A 19,220-nucleotide genomic window follows, 5' to 3' on the forward strand; every position below is an offset into this window, starting at 1 on the left:
TGAAGATGCATCGATTCCGGCGATAGGGGCATCGTGAACTCTGCTTGGCGCAGCGCGAATGTCTAGCTCTAGGCAGTGTGAACTGGTCGAAGTTCCTCCAGTTGGCGCGAGAGCGGCACGGTGCTAGCAGACGTTATCGAACGCATTGTCACCGCCCATGTCACGTGCACCCACGCACATATTCTCCTCTGCAGGAGCAGGGCCCGAACGGTCCCGCCATTGACCCAGATGGCCCGGCCCAGAAACCCTTTTAGACGATGCAAGAGCGCGCCATGCGCGTCGTACCGAAAGGTTCTAGAGCCCGCACCAAACCCGGCCGTCACCGTGCACTCTGCCAGACTCTGGCTACGTTGCACTATCGGCCCATGCCAGAAAACAATCCTCCCCGCAAGGCCTATACCGCGGACGGGGAACGAGCAATTAACTCAAAGCGTCTCTAACGGAGGTGGCTCAAGCGATGACGCTACTGACCTTGGATGACTACGAGGACACCGCCGCTCGACTCGTCTGACCCCGGAGTATGGGATTTCTGCGGCAAGCCGGCCGGTGCCGCACAGGTCGGCATGGGGGCCGATCGATCAGGTGCGGTCCGCTCGCCACTGGATCAGGCGCATGGCGACGACGCCGGCAAGGTAGGCCAGCAGGGCCCCTGCGGGGAGACCGGCGGGAGCGTGAAACTCCGGGCCCGCCAGTGTGACACCAACAAGTCCCGCCTGTGCCCCGGCCAACCCGGCGATGGTCAACGCGGTGTCCGCTCTCTGCCGGGCAGCCGGCCTGCGGCTCCTGTCCTTCTCGGCCCGGACGCGACCGGATCGGGGGCTGGCACGCCACTCCATCCAACCGAACAGCATCACCAGGAAGGCCAGCACAGCCGCCAGAATTGCCAGCCAGGGAAGCCGCAGCAACAGCCACTGGGCGGTCCCGACCTGTGGCTGGGGGAAGATCCGCGTCGGGTACAGCGCGATGGCGACCACCACCACCGCCGTCATGTGCCACAGGAACATGGTCAAGATCACGGCGTTGACCGCGACCACGGCCGTCCACGGGCGGGTCCGCTGCAGCCACCGGTTGCCCCACTTGCGCAGCAGCAGCACCAGGCCCGTCTGGGCGGCCGCCAGGGACAGCAACGCGATCGTCGGCGGAGAGGTGTTCTTCACCTGTGCTCCGGGAACGGCGACCATGCTGACCGGGTACGGACCCGCCGCCGTGAGCAGCACCAGGCAGCCCGCTCCTCCCGCGGCCAGCGGCAGAGCCGCCGTCCACCGCGTCGGCAGCCGCCCGTCCTGCCAGGCGAACCCGACTTGATGAACGGCCAGCCACATCAGCAGAAAGTTGGCCGCGCTGCCGTAAGGCAGCTGCACACCTAGGCGAGCGACGTCGCCGACACCGACCAGGATGGCCAGGACGACAGGAACCGCAAGGCCCCATCGCCGGTGCAGCGCGTGCATCGCGGGGGTGAGCACCGTCACGGGGAGGTAAGCGGCGAGGAACCACAGCGGAATCGTCGCCAGCCAGACCGCCCTCCCGATCAACTCTGGCCCGGCCCCCAGGGCTCGGGCTACCATCGCCGATGCCCCGACCATGACCAGGAACGCCGTCGTCGGGCGAAGCAGCCGGTCGGCGCGGCCAAACAGCCACTCCTGCCAGCGGACGCCCTGGCTCATCGACGACCTGAGGGAGGCGGCATTGGCGAAGCCGCCGACAAGAAAGAACACCGGCATCACCTGAAACAGCCAGGACAGCGCCTGCGCCCACGGCAGGACCTCCAGCACGTGACGGCCGCCGAAGCCGTCCTGGTCATAGGTGACCACCGTGGCGAGCCAATGCCCGATCACCACCAGCACGATCGCGAGCGCGCGGAGCAGATCGACCCAACGATCTCGCTGCGGCGGTGTCTCCTCGGCCAACCGGCGCAACCTGCGGGACCCCGGCCAGGCGCCCTCGGTGCTGTAGGACATGGTGACGACGTCACCCTCTCCCTCTTCCCCCGACATCGCGAAACCTGCCCATGGTGAGGGCGTCAATCCCACGACCGCCCTAAACCCGGGTCATCGAGAAAGGCGCTTAAAGGGGTAGCGCGAGATCTGCCGGCGCCCGCGCTTATCAGGGGAGCCGCGCACAGACCGTCCGGCGCCTGGGACGGCCGAAGGTGGCGGCGATGAGGCGGCCGGAGGCCGGCTGGAAATTCGACGTCGGTGACCGCGGCGAGCGGGAGGTCGCCGAGCCGGAGCCAGAACCGGCCGGACGGGGCCGGCATAGACGCCGGCATCGCTGGCGATCAGCAGCAGCCCGTGCGGGCCGATGACCACGTCGTTCACCGGGGCCTCTGACCAGCGCGCGCTCCGGCAACCCGATGCCGCCGGAGGTGTCGTGCAGGGCCTTGAACTCCCCGGGCGCCATCGGTCCCCGCGGCCGTGGCGGTGCGGCTTGCGTCGTGGTGTCCGCGTCGGCACGGTGGCGAACACGGCCGCCGGAGCCAGAATCACGGTGGGTGTCAGGACGTGGGTCACACGCCATGGCCGGAGCGGAGAGCGCGGCATCCCGTACCTCCGGAGGTCGGTGTTGATCGTGTCCGCCCTCTCGTATCCCAGTCCGCGAACCCCGTGAATACCCGCCGAGATGGCACGACCGAAGTCGGCCAACCGCGGGCGGCGGCCTCTGCCGCATCGTCGCGTCATGATCGGGAAGCGGGCGAGGGACGGCTGGCCCGGGACGGCCCCTGGCGGCGCGGCGGAACCGGTGCCGGGAGGCGGGCCGGCTCGTCGCGCCCGTCCACGGCGCCTGACGGACGGCACCCTGCCCACCGCGAGGACATCGGGGATGAGGGGTCTCGGTGCGGTCCGCGGGGAGGCTAACCGGCCTGGCGGAGCCGCTGCGCGGCCACCTCGGGGACGATGTCGTTGATGAACGCTCCCGCGCCGGATTCGCTGGAGGCGAGGTATTTGAGCTTGTCGGCGTCCCGGCGGATGGTGAACAGCTGGCCGTAGAAGTGGGCGTGCACGTCGCGGTGGTGGGTGGGCGTCTGATGCCAGCACGCCATATAGGGGGCGGGGTCGTCGAAGAGACCGTCGAATCGGCGCAGGAGGTCGCCGTACAGGGCCATCAGTTCGTTGCGTTCGTCGTCGGTGAGGGCGGTCAGGTCGGCTGCGCAACGGCGCGGCGTGATGTGCACCTCATAGGGCCAGCGCGCCGCTTGGGGGACGTAGGCGAGGAAGCGGCCGGTGCCTGTCACGACACGCGGCCCCGCGGCCTCGCGTTCGATGACCGTGCACAGCAGGCAGCCGCCGTGCTCTGCGCGGTGAGCGCGGGCTGCTTGCACCACGGCGGCCTGGACGGGCGGAAGGTAGGGGTAGGCGTAGATCTGGCCGTGCGGGTGGGAGAGGGTGGCTCCGACCTCGCTGCCGCGGTTCTCGAAGACGAAGACGCTCTGCACGCCGGGCAGTTCCGACAGTCTCGCGGTGCGGTCGGCCCATGCCCGCCCGATGGTCTCCAGCCGTCGCCGCGGCAGCGCGGCGACGGACTGGTCGTGGCCGGCGGCGAAGCAGACCACCTCGGCGCGTCCGCCGGCCGCGCCGCCCAGGGAGGGGAAGCGGTTGTCGAACACGGCTACGTGATAGTCGCCGGTGGGGATCTCCGACAGGTGACCCGGACGGGACGGGCACAGCGGGCAGTGGCCGCCGGACGAGTCGTCGATGGTTCTGGTCTGCCGGTGTGCCGCGATCAGGACGGGCTGCCTTGTCAGCGGGTCGATCCGCAGTTCAGCGGCTGGTGCGAAGGCTGCGAGGTCGCGCCCGTCGACGGCCCGCCGATCATGCCCCGGCCCGTCGTCGTAGTAGTGGATCGCCCGCCCGTCGGCGAGCGTCCCAGAGGTCCGGTACAGGGGGCCCCGTGTCAGCGATCGGGTTTCGACATCGTGGTTGTCCAGCATGAGTTCCCTGTCCGCCCACGGATGCGGGACGAGGTCGTGGCCGTGATCCTGGTCGTGATGCCTTGGAGTGTTCGCGTTTGCTTGACGCTACCGTTTTCAACATGAACCAACAAGTCCGGACAGAGCCCGTCAGACGACGACGAGGCTGCCCACATGGGCGGCGAGGTCTTCCTGTGCGTCCTCGCTCAAGCCGCTGTCGGTGACGAGGACGTCCGCATCACTCAGATCGGCGATCGTGCTGATGCCCACGACCTCCCACTTCGTGTGGTCCGCGAGCACGATCCGGCGGCGGGCGGCCGCGACCAGCGCGCGGTCGGTCTCGGCCTCCATCAGGTTCGGAGTCGTGAATCCGGCGTGCAGGCTCATCCCGTGCACGCCCAGCATCAGCAGATCCACGTTGAGGGACTTGACGGCGGCCACCGCGATGGGCCCGACGAGCGCGTCGGACGGGGTGCGAATGCCGCCCGTCAGGACCACCGTCTGGTCGGGCCTGCCCTTGTCGTGGAACACGTCGGCCACCCTCATCGAGTTGGTGACCACGGTCAGCTGAGGAACCCCGATGAGCTGATGAGCCAGCGTCCAGGTGGTCGTGCCCGCGGAGATCGCGATCGTCGCGCCGGGCCGGACCAGCGAGACGGCGTGGGCGGCGATCGCCTCCTTTTCGGCCTGGCCTACGGTCAGCTTGGCCTCGAAGCCGGGTTCCTCCGCCGAGGGCGGGCCGGGCCGGGTCGCGCCGCCGTGCACCTTCACCACCAGCGACTGTTCGGCCAGCGTCTCAAGGTCGCGGCGGATCGTCATGTCGGACACCCCGAACCGGCCGACCAGGTCCGCGACGCGTACCGAGCCGTGCTCGTCGACCAGGTTGACGATCTCTTGCCTGCGCTGCGGCGCGAGCATCCGTTCCTCCTGCACTGTCCCCACCGAACAGAACATAGTCCAACATACCTCGACACGTTCGGTGATCGAGAACTCTTGACCGCACGGCGAAGGAGGTGGAACTCTCCGTCAATGCTCACATGATGGATCTCGTCCAGAGGAGAACGAACGTGACCGGGGACCGTCTGCTAGATATACAAACAGGTTTCAACAATATCTTTCGCCAGAACCCTCACGGCATCTGGGCCGCCCCCGGCAGGGTGAACCTGATCGGCGAGCACACCGACTACAACGCCGGATACGTTCTCCCCTTCGCGCTTCCCCACACCACCCTCGTCGCCGCCCGGGCACGAACCGACGGCCGACTGCGCGTCTTCTCCGCGACACACAGCGAGGACCGGTTGCTCGACCTCGGCCTCCCGGATCTGGTCCCCGCCGCAGCGCACGGCTGGAGCGCCTACCCCGCCGGGGTCGCCTGGGCACTGCGTCTCGAAGGCCACCCCGTCAGCGGCGCGGACCTGTACATCGACGGCGACGTCCCGGTCGGCGCCGGCCTCTCCTCCTCGGCCTCCCTGGAATGCGCCGTCGCCATCGCGTTGAACGACCTGTACGACCTCGGCCTGGCGCCGGCCGAGCTGGCCCGGATCGCGCGCCGCGCCGAGAACGAGTTCGCCGGGATACCCTGCGGCATCCTCGACCAGATGGCGAGCGTCACCTGCCGCGCCGGCCACGGCCTCTTCCTCGACACCCGCGACCTGTCGTCCAGGCACGTCCCGATGCACTTCGAAGCCGCCGGGCTGCGCCTGCTCGTCATCGACACCCACGTGAAGCACGACCTGCGCGACGGGGACTACGGCGAGCTGCGCGCCGGCTGCGAGGAAGCGGCCCGCCTCCTCGGCGTCGAGCACCTCCGGGACCTCACCGCCCCGGCCCGGCTGCCCGACCCCCGGCTGACCCGCCTGGTCCGGCACGTCGTGACCGAGAACGCCCGCGTCCTCGCGGCCGTCGAGGCCCTCGACGCCGGCGACTGGGAACGGGTCGGCGTGATCCTCCACGACGGCCACGCCTCGATCCGCGACGACTTCCAGATCACCTGCCCCGAAACCGACCTCGTGGCGGCGACGGCCGAACGGCACGGTGCGCTCGGCGCCCGCCAGACCGGCGGCGGCTTCGGCGGCTCGGTCATCGCCCTGGTCCGGACCCAGGACGCCGACCGGGTGACCCGCGCCGTCACCGAGGCGTCCACCGGCCATCCCGTCCCCAGGGTCTTCACCGCCATCGCGGGCCCCGGTGCGCGCCGACTGAAATGATCACGCCGGCCGCGCCGGCCCCTTTTCCGCAGCCTCCGCCGGGCGAACGCGTGCTTTCCGGGGCCGCGGCTCAGCCGGTGAGGCGGGCGATGATCCTGTCCTTGCCGCTCTGCCAATTGGCCTTGAGCGCCTCCACGGCGCCCTCGATGTCCATGGAGACCAGGCGCTCGGCGATCCGTTCATGCTCCTGAGCCGAACGTTCCAGCACTTCGGAGTCGCCCACCGCGACGCGCTCGTACCGGTGCATGGTGAGTTTCAGGGAGGTGATCAGGTCCATCAGCCGCTCGTTCGGGCAGCCGGACAGCAGCAGGTCGTGCCAGGCGTCGTCGTAGCGCTCTATTAACGCCTGCTCGGCCTCGGGCGCCGAGAAGGCGCGGGCCTCCTCCAGCAGCCGCGGCGCGACCGAACGCAGGTAGCCGGGGTCCGTCAGCTCCAGCGCCAGCGACTCCAGCGCCGCGACGATCGTCGTCAGGTCGTCGAATTCCTGAGGGCTCATCGGAGCGAAGCGGAACCCCTTGCCGCGCTCGCTGACGATGATCCCCTCGCGTTCCAGCCCGATGAGCGCCTCGCGGAGGGGGGTGCGGCTCACGCCCAGCTCGGCGGCCAGCACCATCTCGTTGATCGGCTGATCGGGCGCGAAGTCGCCCTTGCTCAGCCGGTCGAGGATCTCGTCCTTGATCTGTTCGCGTAGCGGGCGGCGGTCGATCGGCATCCTGTCATCCTCTCCTGGGGGCTCGTGCCACGTCCGCCGATCACGCCGTCCCGGCGCCGTCGACGGGGATGACCGCTCCGCTCACGAAGGAGGACGCGTCACCGGCCAGGAACGCCACCATGTGCGCGATCTCGGCGGGCTTGCCGACCCGGCCGAGCGGCCGGTCCGCCGCGTCCGCGTAGAACGCCTCAAGGGATCCGCCGAGCTGGCGGGCCTCCTCGGCCAGCATGCCGGTGGCCGTGTCGCCCGGGCACACGCAGTTGACCCGGATGTTCTGCGGCCCGTGGTCGATCGCCATCGCCCGCGTCATGTTCACCACCGCGCCTTTGGACGCGCAGTACGACACGGCCCGCCCGCCGCCCCGGATGCCCCAGCCCGAGCCCGCGTTGATGATGCTGCCGCCCCCGGCGGCCGCCATCAGCGGGATCGCCGCCCGGCTCATCAGCATGATCGATTTGACGTTGACGGCCATCACCAGGTCCCAGTCCTCCTCGCTGATCTCGCAGACGGTGGAGCGGCGGATGAGGCCGGCGTTGTTGAACAGGACGTCGAGGCCGCCGTAGGTCTCCTGCGCGGCGGCGGCGAACCGCGCGCAGTCGGCCGCGCTGGACACGTCACCGCGCACGAACACCGCGCGCCCGCCGGCGGTCTCGATGTCCTTCGCGGCATGCCCGCCCGCCTCGTCCACGTCGGCCAGCACGACCGCGGCGCCCAGGTCGGCCATCAGCTCGGCGGTGGCCCGCCCGATGCCGGACGCCGCCCCGGTGACGACGGCGGTCTTGCCCTCCAGTGAGTTCACGATCATGTCCTTCCTAGCATCGGATCCGCGTCATCGGACGGGATACATGGCCGTACGGCCGTGGCCGGTCAGCACGGGCAGGTGGCCGCGCAGTTCGTCGTCGAGTTCCTCGTCGCCGGTGTCGACCAGCAGCGGGCGTCCGCCGAGCGAGGCGAGCTTGGCCTCCGTCGCCACGACAACCAGCCGGTCGCGGCCCGCCGCGCGCAGCACGTCCGGGGAGATCTGCTGGTTGCCCCGGCCGAGCAGGAAGCCCTGCCCGCCGATCGGTGTCACGGCGATCCACGCCGGCGACGCTTTGACCAGCGCCTCCAGCTCGGCGGCCGACACGTCCGCGGCGAGGACCCGGCCGCCGGCCAGCACGTTGACGCCCATGACGGGGACGTCGGCGCCGAGCGCGGCGGCGATCGCGCGGGTGGTGCCGCCGGGCCCGAGGACCAGCAGACCGGACGGGCCCGGGCCCCCGCCGCCGAGACGCCTGGCGAGGTCGGCGGCGATTCCGGAGACCGACGCGGGGCTGGTGACGGTGCCGCCCATCTTCCGCTGCTGCACGCGCACCGGGATGTCCGGCACCCGAAGGTGGCCGTACAGCCGGGCGGAGGCCCGGCCGTCGCGGACGGCGTCCTCGTCCAGGTCCATCACCTCGGCCTCACGGAGCAGCACGCCACCGGCCGCCATCAGCGCCGCCGCCTCCCCCGCGGCGCGCGGGCCCACGCCGAACACCGCCGAGTGCATCTTCACACCGGTCGGCACGCCGAGCACGGGAACCGAGAGCGCGACCGCGTCCAGGACGTCGCGTGCGGTCCCGTCACCGCCCGCGAACAGCAGCAGGTCGACCAGCGGCGCGAGCGCGGCGGCGGCGCGCACGGTGTCGGACGCCCTGGTCGGGGAACCGGGCTCGTAGCAGATCTCGGGCGTCAGCCCGGCGGAGGCGACGGCGTCCGCGCCCATGGACCCGGCCGCCGTCCGCACGGTGATGCCGCCGTCGAGCCGGGAGCGCAGCTCGGCCAGCGCGAGCTCGGCGCGCTCCCCCGCCCGGGGCGTCGCGCCGAGGGCGCGCGCCCTGGCCTGGACGTCCGCGCCGTCGCTGCCCTTGAGGCCGACCCGGCCGCCGAGCCCGGCGACCGGGTTCACCACCAGCCCGAACCTCATCGACGCTCCGAGGCCGCGCTCATTCGCCGAGGACCTTGCGGCGGTAGGCGCGCCAGGTGACCGCCCAGGTGGCCGGATCCTCCAGGACGTCCTCGCGGGTGCGGTGCACGGTCGAGCGGTGCGGCGCGGTCCGCACGGTCTCCGGATCCTCGTACGCCTCGCGCGCCACCTCGGTGAGGATCGCGGCGTACTCGTCCAGGTCGGCCTTGGAGTAGGACTCGGTCGGCTCCAGCGTCATCGGCTCCGGGACGATGAACGGATGATGGCTCGTCCAATAGTGGGTGCCGAAGTCGGCCGCCCGAAGGCCGAGGTCCTCGCTGTGCACGCCGGTCTCCTCGGCGAGCCGCTCCCAGCTGTAGCGGACCTGCTCGATCCGCCGCCTGCCCGGCGCGTACGGCGCGGACGCGCCCCGGATCTCCAGGATCTTCTTCATCAGATAGTTGTTGTTCAGCACCGCGACCTCGGCGGCCTCGCGGAGCCCCGCGCCGCCCAGCGACATGATCCAGGCGTAGGCGCGCACCAGGTTCGGCACCACGCCGTAGAACGGGCGGATCTTCCCGATGGACTCGGGCCGGTCGTCGTCCAGGCGGTAGCGTTCGCCGTCGAACTCGACGGTCGGCGTCGGCAGGTACGGGGCGAGCTCGTCGGTCACGCCGCACGCTCCCGCCGCGGGGCCGCCGCACGCGTGCGGGGTCGAGAACGTCTTGTGCAGGTTGAAGTGGCACAGGTCGAACCCGGCGTCGCGGGCGCGGGTGATGCCGAGGATGCCGTTGGCGTTGGCCTGGTCGTAGCCGCATAGCCCGCCCGCGTCGTGGACGATCCGGACGAACTCCTCGATCCGCGGGTTGAAGAGCCCGGTGTCCTCGGGGTTGGTGATGAGCAGCGCCGCGGTGCGCGGGCCGACGGCCCGCTTGAGCGCCTCGATGTCGGGGTAGCCGTCGGCGTCCGGGTACAGGGTGATGACCTTGTACCCGGCCGTCTTGGCGCAGGCCGCGTTGGACGGGTGCGAGAAGATCGTGGTGATGATCTCGTCGCGCTGCTCCGCCTCGCCGCGGGCGGCGAAGTAGGCGCGGATCATCGACACGTTGGCGTAGATCGCCGCCGAGCCGGCGCCGGGCTGCAGCGAGAAGCGGTCCATGCCCGAGATCTCCCGCAGCAGCCCCTCCAGCCGGTGCATGATCTCCAGGACGCCCTGCACGGTCCGCTCGTCCTGCAGCGGATGCAGCTCCGCCACCTTCGGGTCGCGGGCGAACTGGTCATTGACCTTGGGGCTGTACTTCATGGTGCACGTGCCCTGGCCGACGTCGATGTTGAGGTCGACGCCGAGGTTCTCCTGCGACAGCCGCAGGTAGTGCCGGAGCACGTGCGGCTGCGACATCTCCGGCAGCGCGGGCGGGGCGGCGCGGCGCAGCGCGTCCGGGAGGGTGTCGTCGAGGGGGACGTCGGGGGCGGGCACCAGCACGCCGCGTTCACCGGGGCTGCTCAGCTCGAACAGCAGCGGCTCGTCCCAGCGCGCCTGGTGGAACCGGCGCAGCGGCGGCTTCGGGCCGATCTTCGCGTCGGCGGGGGTGACGGGAGCGCGGTCGGTCTTCACTTGGCGATCTCCTCCAGGGCGCCGGCCAGCCGGTCGATGTCGTCCTTGGCGTGCACTTCGGTGACGCAGTAGAGGGCCTCGGTCCGCGACAGGACCTTGCCGCCGAAGATGCCGCGTTCCAGCAACGCGTCGTTGACCTCGGCGGCGGCGCGGGAGCCGGTGAAGGCGAGCGTGAAGTCGGCGAAGTGCGGCGCGTCCGCGTACGGGGCCTCGACGCCGGGCACCTCGGCGAGCCGGCGCAGCGCGTACCGGGTGTTCGCCATGATCGTCTCGCCGATCTCCCGCATGCCCTGGGGGCCCATCAGGGCGAGATACACGCCGGCGGTGATGCCGTTCAGCGCGGCGGCGGTGCCGACCCACTCCCGGCCTTCCTCGCGGACGGCGAAGGAGGTGCGCTCGAAGGCCACGTCCCCGAAGCCGTACTCGCCTTCGACGGTGGTGGGCGCGAGCCCGAACAGCCGTGACGGGAACTCCGCGACGAACCGCTCCTCGTCGCGGGTGGCGATGAAGCCGCCGTTGAGCCCGCCGTAGCTCATGTGCAGGCCGAGCGGCTGGATGTCGCCGCACACGATGTCGGCGCCGTAGGCCGACGGCGGCGCCACGACGCCGAGCGAGATCGGGTTGCAGCCGACGACGTACAGCGCGCCCGCGTCGTGCGCGAGCCCGGCCAGGTCCGGGAGCGCCGGGTCGATGATGCCGGAGGCCGAGGGCGCCTCCGCGAACACGGCCGCGACGTCGCCGGACGTCAGTTCCGCGCGCACCGCCGCGACGTCCGCCAGCCCGGTGCGCGGGTCCACCGGCACGACCGTCACGTCGTGGACGGGCCGGACGTAGTCCTCGATCTTGGAGAGCTTGTCCGGATCGACGGCGGTGGCGAGGAGCAGCCGGCGGGCGCCGGTGATCCGCCCGGCCATGCGCAGCGCGGTGCCGGACGCCTGGTGGCCGTCATAGACGGGGACGTTCACGACGTCCATCTCCAGCAGCTCGCCCATCAGCGACTGGTACTCCCAGAGCGCCTGGAAGCGGCCGTGGTCCTCGTACGGCTCGCCCGCGTACGCGGTGAGGAACTCGCTGCGGTTGACGACCTCGTCGACCACGGCCGGAACATGGTGCCGGTAGCAGCCGGTGCCCAGGAAGCTCAGCGCGTCCCGGGTGCTGGTGTTCCCGGCCAGCAGCCCGCCGACATGCCGGACCAGTTCCGCCTCCGAGCGCAGCGGAGGAGGCATGTCCAGTGGACGGCCCAGCCGGATGCTCGCGGGCACGTCGGCGTAGAAGTCCTCGACGCTCGACGCGCCGGTGGCCGCGAGCATCTGCCGCTTGATCTCCGGCACGGAGTTCGGGATGTACGGGTGAACGCCCATGCGCGCCCTCACTTTCGTGGTTTCTGGCCCGGCCCTCTTGACGAAAACACAACATGCAGTGTGCTGTATACAGCATTATCCAGATCGACCTGGGGAGGCAAGATGGCGACGAGCCCCGAGCGGACGAGCTCGAGCGCCCCGCGCGTCGGACGCCGGACCGTCCTGACCGCCGGAGTCGCCGGAACCGTCTCGGCACTGCTCGCGGCCGCCGGCTGCGCCACCGGAGGCGGCGTCAAGAAGACGGGTCCGACGCTGAACGCGGGCGGATCGGGCGCGATCAAGGGAACGGTCAGCGTCTGGTCGTGGGACGTGGCCGCCAAGGCGCTCAAGCGGCTGGCGCCGTCCTTCGAGCAGCGGCACCCCGGGACGAAGGTCGAGGTCATCGACATCGGCTACGACAACGCCTACGACAAGATCACCGTCGGGCTGAAGTCGGGGAAGGGCCTGCCCGACGTCCTCACCGTCGAGGGCGGCAGGATGCCCGGCTACATCGGCGTCTTCCCCGGCGGCCTGTACGACCTGACCTCGCTCGCCGGACGGCACAAGGCCCAGTTCGCCCCCGCCGCCTGGAAGGACGTCACCGACCAGAACGGCAAGGTCTTCGCGCTGCCCTGGGACAGCGGCCCGTGCGCCCTCTACTACCGCGCCGACATGTTCGAGAAGGCCGGGGTCGACCCGGACTCCATCGCCACCTGGGACGACTACGTCCGCGCCGGTGAGCAGATCAAGTCCAGGACCGGCAAGAAGCTGCTCGTCATGGACCCGCAGGAGGACAGCATCTTCCCGATGCTCCTCCAGCAGCAGGGGCAGCGGTACGTCAAGAACGGCGAGATCGTCGTCGCCGACCAGCGGGCCATCCGCGCCGCGACGCTGCTCAAGACGCTGGCCGACAAGGACCTGATCACCTTCGAGAAGGGCTGGGACGGCCTGGTCGCCGCCACCAAGGCGGGCAAGGTCGCCACCACCCCCTACGCCGTCTGGTGGTCGGGCACGCTCACCGACGAGATGAAGGAGCTCAAGGGCAGGTTCGGCGTCGTCCCGCTGCCCGCGTTCGACCCTGGCGGGGTGCGGACCTCCAACGACGGCGGCTCGACCCTCGCGGTCAGCGGCCACAGCGCGAACGCGCGGGCGGCCTGGGCGTTCATCGAGTTCGCCCTCGCCGACGTCGCGAACCAGGTGTCCATGCTGAAGAACGAGGGGCTGTTCCCCGCCTACCTGCCCGCGCTGAAGGACCCGTTCGTCACCGCGCCGCAGCCCTACTACGGCGACGACCCCGTCTTCAAGGTCTTCGCCGACCTGGCGGACAAGGTGCCCCCGGTCGAGGAGACCAAGGACGGGCCGAAGGCGAGGGACATCGTCAACGGCACCATCTCCGGCATCGTCCTGCACGGCAAGGACCCCCAGAAGGCCCTGGACTCGGCCGCCAAGCAGATCGCCGCCGCGACCGGTCGCCCGATCGCCAAGTGACGCCGTGGCCCTCGACGTGACAGACGCGACGACGGCCGAGGACGGGCCGTCCCCCGCGGCGGACGGTCCCCGTCCCCGGACGACGCGCAGGTGGTGGCGCCGCTCCACACCGTGGATCTTCGCGGGGCCGGCGGTGGTGCTGTTCGGCTTCTTCTTCGCCTATCCGCTGCTGGCCGGCCTCTACCAGAGCTTCACCGCCGACCGCGACGGGGTGACGACCTGGGTCGGGCTGGCGCAGTACCGGCGGATGCTGGAGGACCCGGTCTTCTGGGCCTCGCTCCGCAACACCGGGCTGATCCTCGTCGTCCAGGTCCCGCTGATGATCGTGCTGGCGCTGGCGCTGGCCTACGGGCTGAACCAGTCCTGGCTGCGGTTCCGCACGACGTTCCGGATCGCCTACTTCCTGCCCGCCGTCACGATGCTCGTCGCCTACTCCGTGGTGTTCCGCGTCCTGCTCAAGACCGACGGCGGCATGGTCAACCAGATCATCGGCGCCGTGGGCCTGCCGGAGGTCGACTGGCTGAACAGCCCCGGCTGGGCGCGGCTCGCCCTGATCGGCTCGATCACCTGGCGGTGGACCGGCTACAACGCGGTGATCCTGCTGGCCGGGCTGCAGGCGATCGGCCGGGAGCAGTACGAGGCGGCCGCCATCGACGGCGCCGGGTCCGTCACCACGTTCACGCGGGTGATCCTGCCGCAGCTCCGCCCGGTCGTCCTGTTCTGCTCGGTGACGTCCACGATCGGAACGCTCCAGCTCTTCGACGAGAACTACGTGCTGACCGGCGGGGGCCCCGGCAACGCCACGATGACGCCCGTCCTCTACCTCTACAAGGTCGGCTTCGAGCAGCTCGACTTCGGCTACGCCGCCGCCATCGCCTGGGTCCTCGTCGTGATCATCGGGCTGATCTCGTACGCGCAGTTCCGCTTCCTCGGGAAGGACGTGTCCCGATGACCCCCGTGATCGGACGGCTGAACCGCCGCCCCGGACCGCCGGGCGCCCGGCGTCCCGTACGGCTGGGCCCCCGGCATCTGGGCCGTGCCGTCGCCGCCGCGCTGCTCGTGGTCGGCGCGGTGATCAGCGCGGCGCCGTTCTACTGGATGGTGGTGGCCTCCACCCGGGACAACTCCGAGCTGTTCGCGTCGCCGCCGCCGTTCGTACCCGGCGGCCGCGTCGCGCACAACCTGGTGGAGTTGCAGGAGTCCATCGGCTTCGGCCGGGTGCTGCTCAACAGCATCGGCATCGCCGTCGTCTACACCGTGCTCAGCTCGCTGATCTCCGCGATGTGCGGGTACGCGCTGGCCAAGTACCGGTTCCGCGGGCGGCGCGTGCTGCTCGGCGTGGTCCTGGCGACCATGATGATCCCGTTCCAGGTGCTGCTCGTCCCGCTGTTCCAGATGATGGCGAGCCTGGGCTGGGTCGACACCTACCAGGCGGTGATCCTGCCGTTCCTGGCCAACTCGTTCGGCATCTTCCTGATGCGGCAGGCGTTCCTCGGCTTCCCGGACGAGCTGATCGAGTCCGCCCGCCTCGACGGCGCCGGCGACCTGCGGATCTTCTACCGGATCGTGCTGCCGGTGGTGCGGCCGCAGTTCGGCGCGCTGGTCATCTTCACGTTCATGACGCAGTGGAACGCGTTCCTGTGGCCGCTGCTCATGCTCAACACCGAGGAGAAGTACACCGCGCCGGTCGCGCTGTACACGCTCATCGGGCAGAGCCACGTCGACTACGCCGGGCTGATTCTCGGCTCGTTCCTGGCGACGCTGCCGCTCATGCTGATCTTCTTCCTGTTCCAGAAGCAGTTCGTGTCCGGACTGCTGGGGGGTGCGGTCAAGGGATGAACGGACTCACGCGTGTGCCCGGGCTGCTCTACGGCGGCGACTACAACCCCGAGCAGTGGCCCGAGGACGTCTGGGCGGAGGACGCCCGGCTGATGAAGGAGGCCGGGGTCAACCTGGTCACCGTCGGCGTGTTCTCCTGGGCCCGGCTGCAACCGGGACCGGACGCCTGGGACTTCGGCTGGCTCGACCGGCTGCTGGACTTGCTCGACGCGCACGGCATCGCCGTGGACCTGGCCACCGCGACGGCGTCGCCGCCCGCCTGGCTGGTGCGCGCCCACCCGGACCTGCTGCCCGTCACCGCGGACGGGGTGCGGCTGGAATTCGGCTCGCGCCAGCACTACTGCCCGTCCTCCCCCGTCTACCGGGACGCGGCGACACGGCTGGCGCGGATGATCGCCGAGCGCTACCGCGACCATCCGGCGGTCGTCCTCTGGCACGTCCACAACGAGTACGGCGACCACGTGACCGAATGCTTCTGCGCCGAGTCGGCCGCCGGCTTCCGGCGCTGGCTGCAGAACCGGTACGGGGATGTGGCGGCCCTGAACCACGCCTGGGCGACCGACTTCTGGTCCCAGCGCTACGGCCGGTGGGACGAGATCGAGCCGCCGCGCACCGCGCCCGGACCGGTCAACCCGACCCAGCTGCTCGACTGGCGGCGGTTCTGCTCCGACGCCCTGCTGGCCTGCTACCTGGCCGAGAAGGCCGTCCTCGACGAGACCGGCGGGGACATCCCGGTCACGACCAACTTCATGTCGATGTTCAAGCCGCTGGACTACTGGAGGTGGGCGGCGCACGAGGACGTCGTGTCCGACGACGCCTACCCCGACCCGGCCGACCCGGCGGCGCACGTCGGCGCCGCGATGAACTACGACCTGATGCGCTCCCTGAAGGGCGGACGGCCCTGGCTGCTGATGGAGCAGGCGCCGTCGGCGGTGAGCTGGCGTCCGGTCAACGTCCCGAAGCCGCCCGCGCTGTCGCGGCTGTGGTCCCTGCAGGCGGTGGCGCGCGGCGCCGACGGCGTCCTGCACTTCCAGTGGCGGGCGTCGCGGGCCGGTGCGGAGAAGTTCCACAGCGCGCTGCTCCCCCACCGCGGCGCCGGTTCGCCGCAGTGGGCGCGGACCGTCCGCCTCGGCCGCGACCTCGCCCGGCTCGCCGAGGTCGCGGGCACCCGGCTCGCCGCCGAGGTCGCGGTCGTCCTGGACTGGGACTCCTGGTGGGCGCTGGAACTGGACGACCATCCATCGGCCCGGCTCCGGCTCAAGGAGCTCACGCTGTCGTGGTACGCGGCCGCGCACGCGCGCAACGTGGCGGTCGACTTCGTCCCGCCGGGCGCGGACCTGGGGCGGTACCGCCTCGTCCTAGCGCCCAACCTCTACCTGACGACCGGCGCGACCGCCGCGTGGCTCACCTCGTACGTCGCGGGCGGCGGCCGGCTGGTCTGCGGATTCTTCAGCGGCATCGTCGACGAGAACGACCATGTGCACCTGGGCGGCTATCCGGCCCCGCTGCGGGACGCTCTCGGCGTCGTGGTCGACGAGTTCTGGCCGATCCCCGACGGCTCGGCCGTCGACGTGAGGTTCGGCGGCCGCGTCGTCCCGGCGACGCTGTGGAGCGAATGGCTGGAGCCCGGCACGGCGGAGCCCGTGGCCGTCTACGGCACCGGGCCGCTCGCCGGGCGCCCGGCGGTCACCCGCAATGCGCACGGTGCCGGACGGGCCTGGTATGTGAGCTGCCATCTGGGCGAGGACATCGGCCTCGTCCTGGACGAGGTGCTCGCCGACGCGGGCGTCCGCCCGGTGCTCGACGTCCCGGCCGGGGTCGAGGCCACCCGCCGCGACGGGCCCGGCACCTCGTACGTCTTCCTGCTCAACCATCGCGCCGCCGAGACGGACCTGCCCGTTCCGGACGGCGTCGACCTGCTGACCGGCACCGCCGTGCGGGGCACGCTGCGGCTGGCCCCGCTCGGGGCGGCGGTGCTCAGAACCACCCCCACCCCCGAGAGGTGATCATGCGACGATCGCTGCACGTCCTGGCCGGGCTGACGCTCGGCTCCACCCTCCTCGCCACCGCCGTCCCCGTGCCGCCCGCGATGGCGGCCCCCGGGCCCGACGGGTACGCCGACGTGCTCGACCTGCACGGCGTCCCCGCCAAGGCGCTGCCCGCGGAGATCAACGAGATCAACGTGTTCGCCGACCGCGGCGCCTGGCACGCCTACGCGCTGCCGCGACCGGGAGACAAGGACGCCTTCGGCGGATTCTCGGGCCCGCTCTACATCGCCCAGGAGTACCCGTGGTGGCTGAGCAGGGCGTTCAGCCGCATCCGGTTGCGCGAGGACGGCCGCGACATCGACCTCGGCGCCGCACGCGACCCGCGGTTCACCGCGCTGCCCGGGATGCTGCGGCAGACCTACGAGCTGCCCGGGCTGCGGCTCACGCTTGAACTGCGGTTCGCCTCCGGCCACACCGCGCTCGTGCGCGCCCACCTCGCCAACACAGGGAACCGTCCCCGGACACTGCAGGTCGGCTGGACGGGGACGCTGCTGCGCCCGGACACCGAGCCGATGAAGAGCGCGCCGTCCCTGCACGCCACCGCACACGGCGTCGCGGTCGGCTTCGCCCGGGTGCGCGAGACGTGGGACTACCTCACCGACGGCACCGAGCGGTTCGAGATAGCGCACGACGGCCCCGTCCGCACCACCGTCACCGGCGACTCCTACCGGACCGACCTGGCCCGCCCGCTCACCGTGGCGCCGCGCCGTTCGTCCGACCTCGCCTGGACGGAGACCTACACCTTCACCGCCGCCGAACGCGAACGCGAGACCCCGGTCGTCCGGGACCTGCTGCGGCGGCCGGACAAGGCGGTCCACGGCACGGACGCGCGCTGGCGCCGGTACGTCGCCGCCGTCACCAGCGACGTGCCCGCGGCACGGCGGCGGCTCGCGGTCAAGGCGCTCGAAACCCTGGTCACCAACTGGCGCGGCCCGGCCGGGAGGCTCGGGCACGACGGCATCACCCCGTCCATCTCCTATAAGTGGTTCACCGGCGGCCTGTGGGCCTGGGACACCTGGAAGCAGGCGGTCGGCGTCGCGGGCTTCGACCCCGCGCTCGCCGAGTCGCAGCTCAGGTCGATGTTCGAGCACCAGGTCACGCCGGACTCGCCGACGCGCCCGCAGGACGCGGGCATGATCCCCGACGTCCTGTTCTACAACGACCCGCCGCGCGGCGGCGGCAACTGGAACGAGCGCAACACCAAGCCGCCGCTGGCCGCCTGGGCGGTGTGGGAGGTCCACCGGCAGAGCGGGGACGTCCGGTTCCTGCGGGAGATGTATCCCAAGCTCGTCGCCTACCACGACTGGTGGTACCGAAACCGGGACCACGACGGCGACGGCCTGGCCGAGTACGGCGCCACCGTCGACCCGTCCAACGACAGCCCGGAGGCCCGGCGGCTGGCCGCCGCGTGGGAGAGCGGCATGGACAACGCCCCGCGCTTCGACGCCGCCCTGGGCACCGCGGTCGTCGAGAACCGCGACGCCGCCGGACGCCTCGTCGGCTACTCGTTGAACCAGGAGTCGGTCGACCTCAACTCCTACCTCGCGGCCGAGAAGGGCTACCTGGCGGCGATCGCGAAACGGCTCGGCCACCTTGCGGCGTCCGAGCGCCTGACCGCGCAGGCACGCACGCTGACCGCCGCCGTCCAGCAGAAGATGTACGACCCCGCGACCGGCTTCTTCTACGACGCCGACCTCGCGACGGGACGGCGCCTCGTCGACCGCGGCCGCGGCATCGAAGGGGCGATCCCGCTCTGGGCCGGGGTCGCGACCCGGCCGCAGGCCGCCGCCGTACGCGGCAAGCTGACCGACCCGGGCGAGTTCGCCACCCACATGCCGTTCCCGACGGTGTCGAAGAGCTCGCCGTACTTCGCCCCTGAGAAGTACTGGCGCGGCCCCGTCTGGCTCGACCAGGCGTACTTCTCCCTGAAGGGCCTGCAAAGGTACGGCTACAGCGGCGAAGCCACCGCGCTCGCCGACCGGTTGCGCGGCTCAGCGGCGGGCCTGCAGGGCAACGGACCGATCATGGAGAACTACAACCCGCTGACGGGCGCGCCCCTGAACTCGACCAACTTCAGCTGGTCCGCGGCCCTGCTGCTGGCCCTCGACTGACCGACCACACCGGACGGGCCGCACGG

General features: G+C 71.1%; 14 protein-coding genes. 6 read left to right on the plus strand and 8 right to left on the minus strand.

What is annotated here, in order from left to right:
* Positions 1 to 578 precede the first annotated feature (578 nt).
* The 3 genes from E1287_RS02095 to E1287_RS02105 all read right to left on the minus strand — a co-directional run bounded on the left by E1287_RS02095 (position 579) and on the right by E1287_RS02105 (position 4,825).
* Positions 579 to 1,958: an acyltransferase gene (locus tag E1287_RS02095; protein ID WP_131962980.1), complete on the minus strand. Its 1,380-nt coding sequence runs from the start codon at positions 1,956 to 1,958 to the stop codon at positions 579 to 581.
* Positions 1,959 to 2,851: 893 nt separating this feature from the next.
* On the minus strand, positions 2,852 to 3,880 hold the full coding sequence (gene galT / locus E1287_RS02100; protein WP_131963060.1) for a galactose-1-phosphate uridylyltransferase: 1,029 nt from the start codon (positions 3,878 to 3,880) through the stop codon (positions 2,852 to 2,854).
* A gap of 177 nt (positions 3,881 to 4,057) precedes the next feature.
* Entirely contained in the window at positions 4,058 to 4,825 is a 768-nt protein-coding gene (locus E1287_RS02105; protein ID WP_131963062.1) for a DeoR/GlpR family DNA-binding transcription regulator, read from the minus strand.
* 149 nt (positions 4,826 to 4,974) lie between these two features.
* Between E1287_RS02105 and galK the strand changes: the two genes are divergently transcribed.
* Positions 4,975 to 6,114 (plus strand): galactokinase, encoded by a 1,140-nt coding sequence (gene galK / locus E1287_RS02110; RefSeq protein ID WP_243718511.1) that lies wholly within the window; start codon positions 4,975 to 4,977, stop codon positions 6,112 to 6,114.
* A 70-nt stretch (positions 6,115 to 6,184) separates the two neighbouring features.
* Here the strand turns inward: galK and E1287_RS02115 are convergent, their stop codons facing one another.
* The 5 genes from E1287_RS02115 to gcvPA are packed head-to-tail and all read right to left on the minus strand — an operon-like array spanning position 6,185 to position 11,729.
* A complete protein-coding gene (locus E1287_RS02115; protein ID WP_131962982.1) occupies positions 6,185 to 6,826 on the minus strand; it encodes a GntR family transcriptional regulator in 642 nt (213 codons plus the stop codon).
* Between the two features lie 40 nt (positions 6,827 to 6,866).
* Entirely contained in the window at positions 6,867 to 7,625 is a 759-nt protein-coding gene (locus E1287_RS02120; protein ID WP_131962984.1) for an SDR family NAD(P)-dependent oxidoreductase, read from the minus strand.
* 30 nt (positions 7,626 to 7,655) lie between these two features.
* The gene (locus tag E1287_RS02125; RefSeq protein ID WP_131962986.1) at positions 7,656 to 8,774 is read right to left on the minus strand and encodes an NAD(+)/NADH kinase; all 1,119 of its coding nucleotides are present in this window, start codon (positions 8,772 to 8,774) and stop codon (positions 7,656 to 7,658) included.
* Between the two features lie 19 nt (positions 8,775 to 8,793).
* Complete coding sequence (gcvPB, locus tag E1287_RS02130) at positions 8,794 to 10,368, minus strand: aminomethyl-transferring glycine dehydrogenase subunit GcvPB (protein WP_131962988.1); 1,575 nt, start codon at positions 10,366 to 10,368, stop codon at positions 8,794 to 8,796.
* Positions 10,365 to 11,729, minus strand: coding sequence for an aminomethyl-transferring glycine dehydrogenase subunit GcvPA (gene gcvPA, locus E1287_RS02135; RefSeq protein WP_131962990.1), 1,365 nt, complete (start codon positions 11,727 to 11,729; stop codon positions 10,365 to 10,367). The genes gcvPB and gcvPA overlap by 4 nt, the downstream gene beginning before the upstream one ends.
* A 102-nt stretch (positions 11,730 to 11,831) precedes the next feature.
* Here gcvPA and E1287_RS02140 point away from each other — a divergent pair, with 102 nt between their 5' ends.
* The 5 genes from E1287_RS02140 to E1287_RS02160 are packed head-to-tail and all read left to right on the plus strand — an operon-like array spanning position 11,832 to position 19,194.
* Positions 11,832 to 13,196 (plus strand): sugar ABC transporter substrate-binding protein, encoded by a 1,365-nt coding sequence (locus E1287_RS02140; RefSeq protein WP_131962992.1) that lies wholly within the window; start codon positions 11,832 to 11,834, stop codon positions 13,194 to 13,196.
* Positions 13,197 to 13,200: 4 nt separating this feature from the next.
* The gene (locus tag E1287_RS02145) at positions 13,201 to 14,148 is read left to right on the plus strand and encodes a sugar ABC transporter permease (RefSeq protein WP_207933970.1); all 948 of its coding nucleotides are present in this window, start codon (positions 13,201 to 13,203) and stop codon (positions 14,146 to 14,148) included.
* Positions 14,145 to 15,035 (plus strand): carbohydrate ABC transporter permease, encoded by an 891-nt coding sequence (locus E1287_RS02150; RefSeq protein WP_131962994.1) that lies wholly within the window; start codon positions 14,145 to 14,147, stop codon positions 15,033 to 15,035. Before E1287_RS02145 ends, E1287_RS02150 begins: the two co-directional genes overlap by 4 nt.
* Positions 15,032 to 17,041 (plus strand): beta-galactosidase, encoded by a 2,010-nt coding sequence (locus E1287_RS02155; protein ID WP_131962996.1) that lies wholly within the window; start codon positions 15,032 to 15,034, stop codon positions 17,039 to 17,041. The genes E1287_RS02150 and E1287_RS02155 overlap by 4 nt, the downstream gene beginning before the upstream one ends.
* 2 nt (positions 17,042 to 17,043) lie before the next feature.
* A complete protein-coding gene (locus E1287_RS02160; protein ID WP_131962998.1) occupies positions 17,044 to 19,194 on the plus strand; it encodes a trehalase family glycosidase in 2,151 nt (716 codons plus the stop codon).
* Positions 19,195 to 19,220 lie beyond the last annotated feature (26 nt).

Source organism: Actinomadura sp. KC06 (assembly GCF_004348735.1).
GTDB lineage: Bacteria > Actinomycetota > Actinomycetes > Streptosporangiales > Streptosporangiaceae > Spirillospora.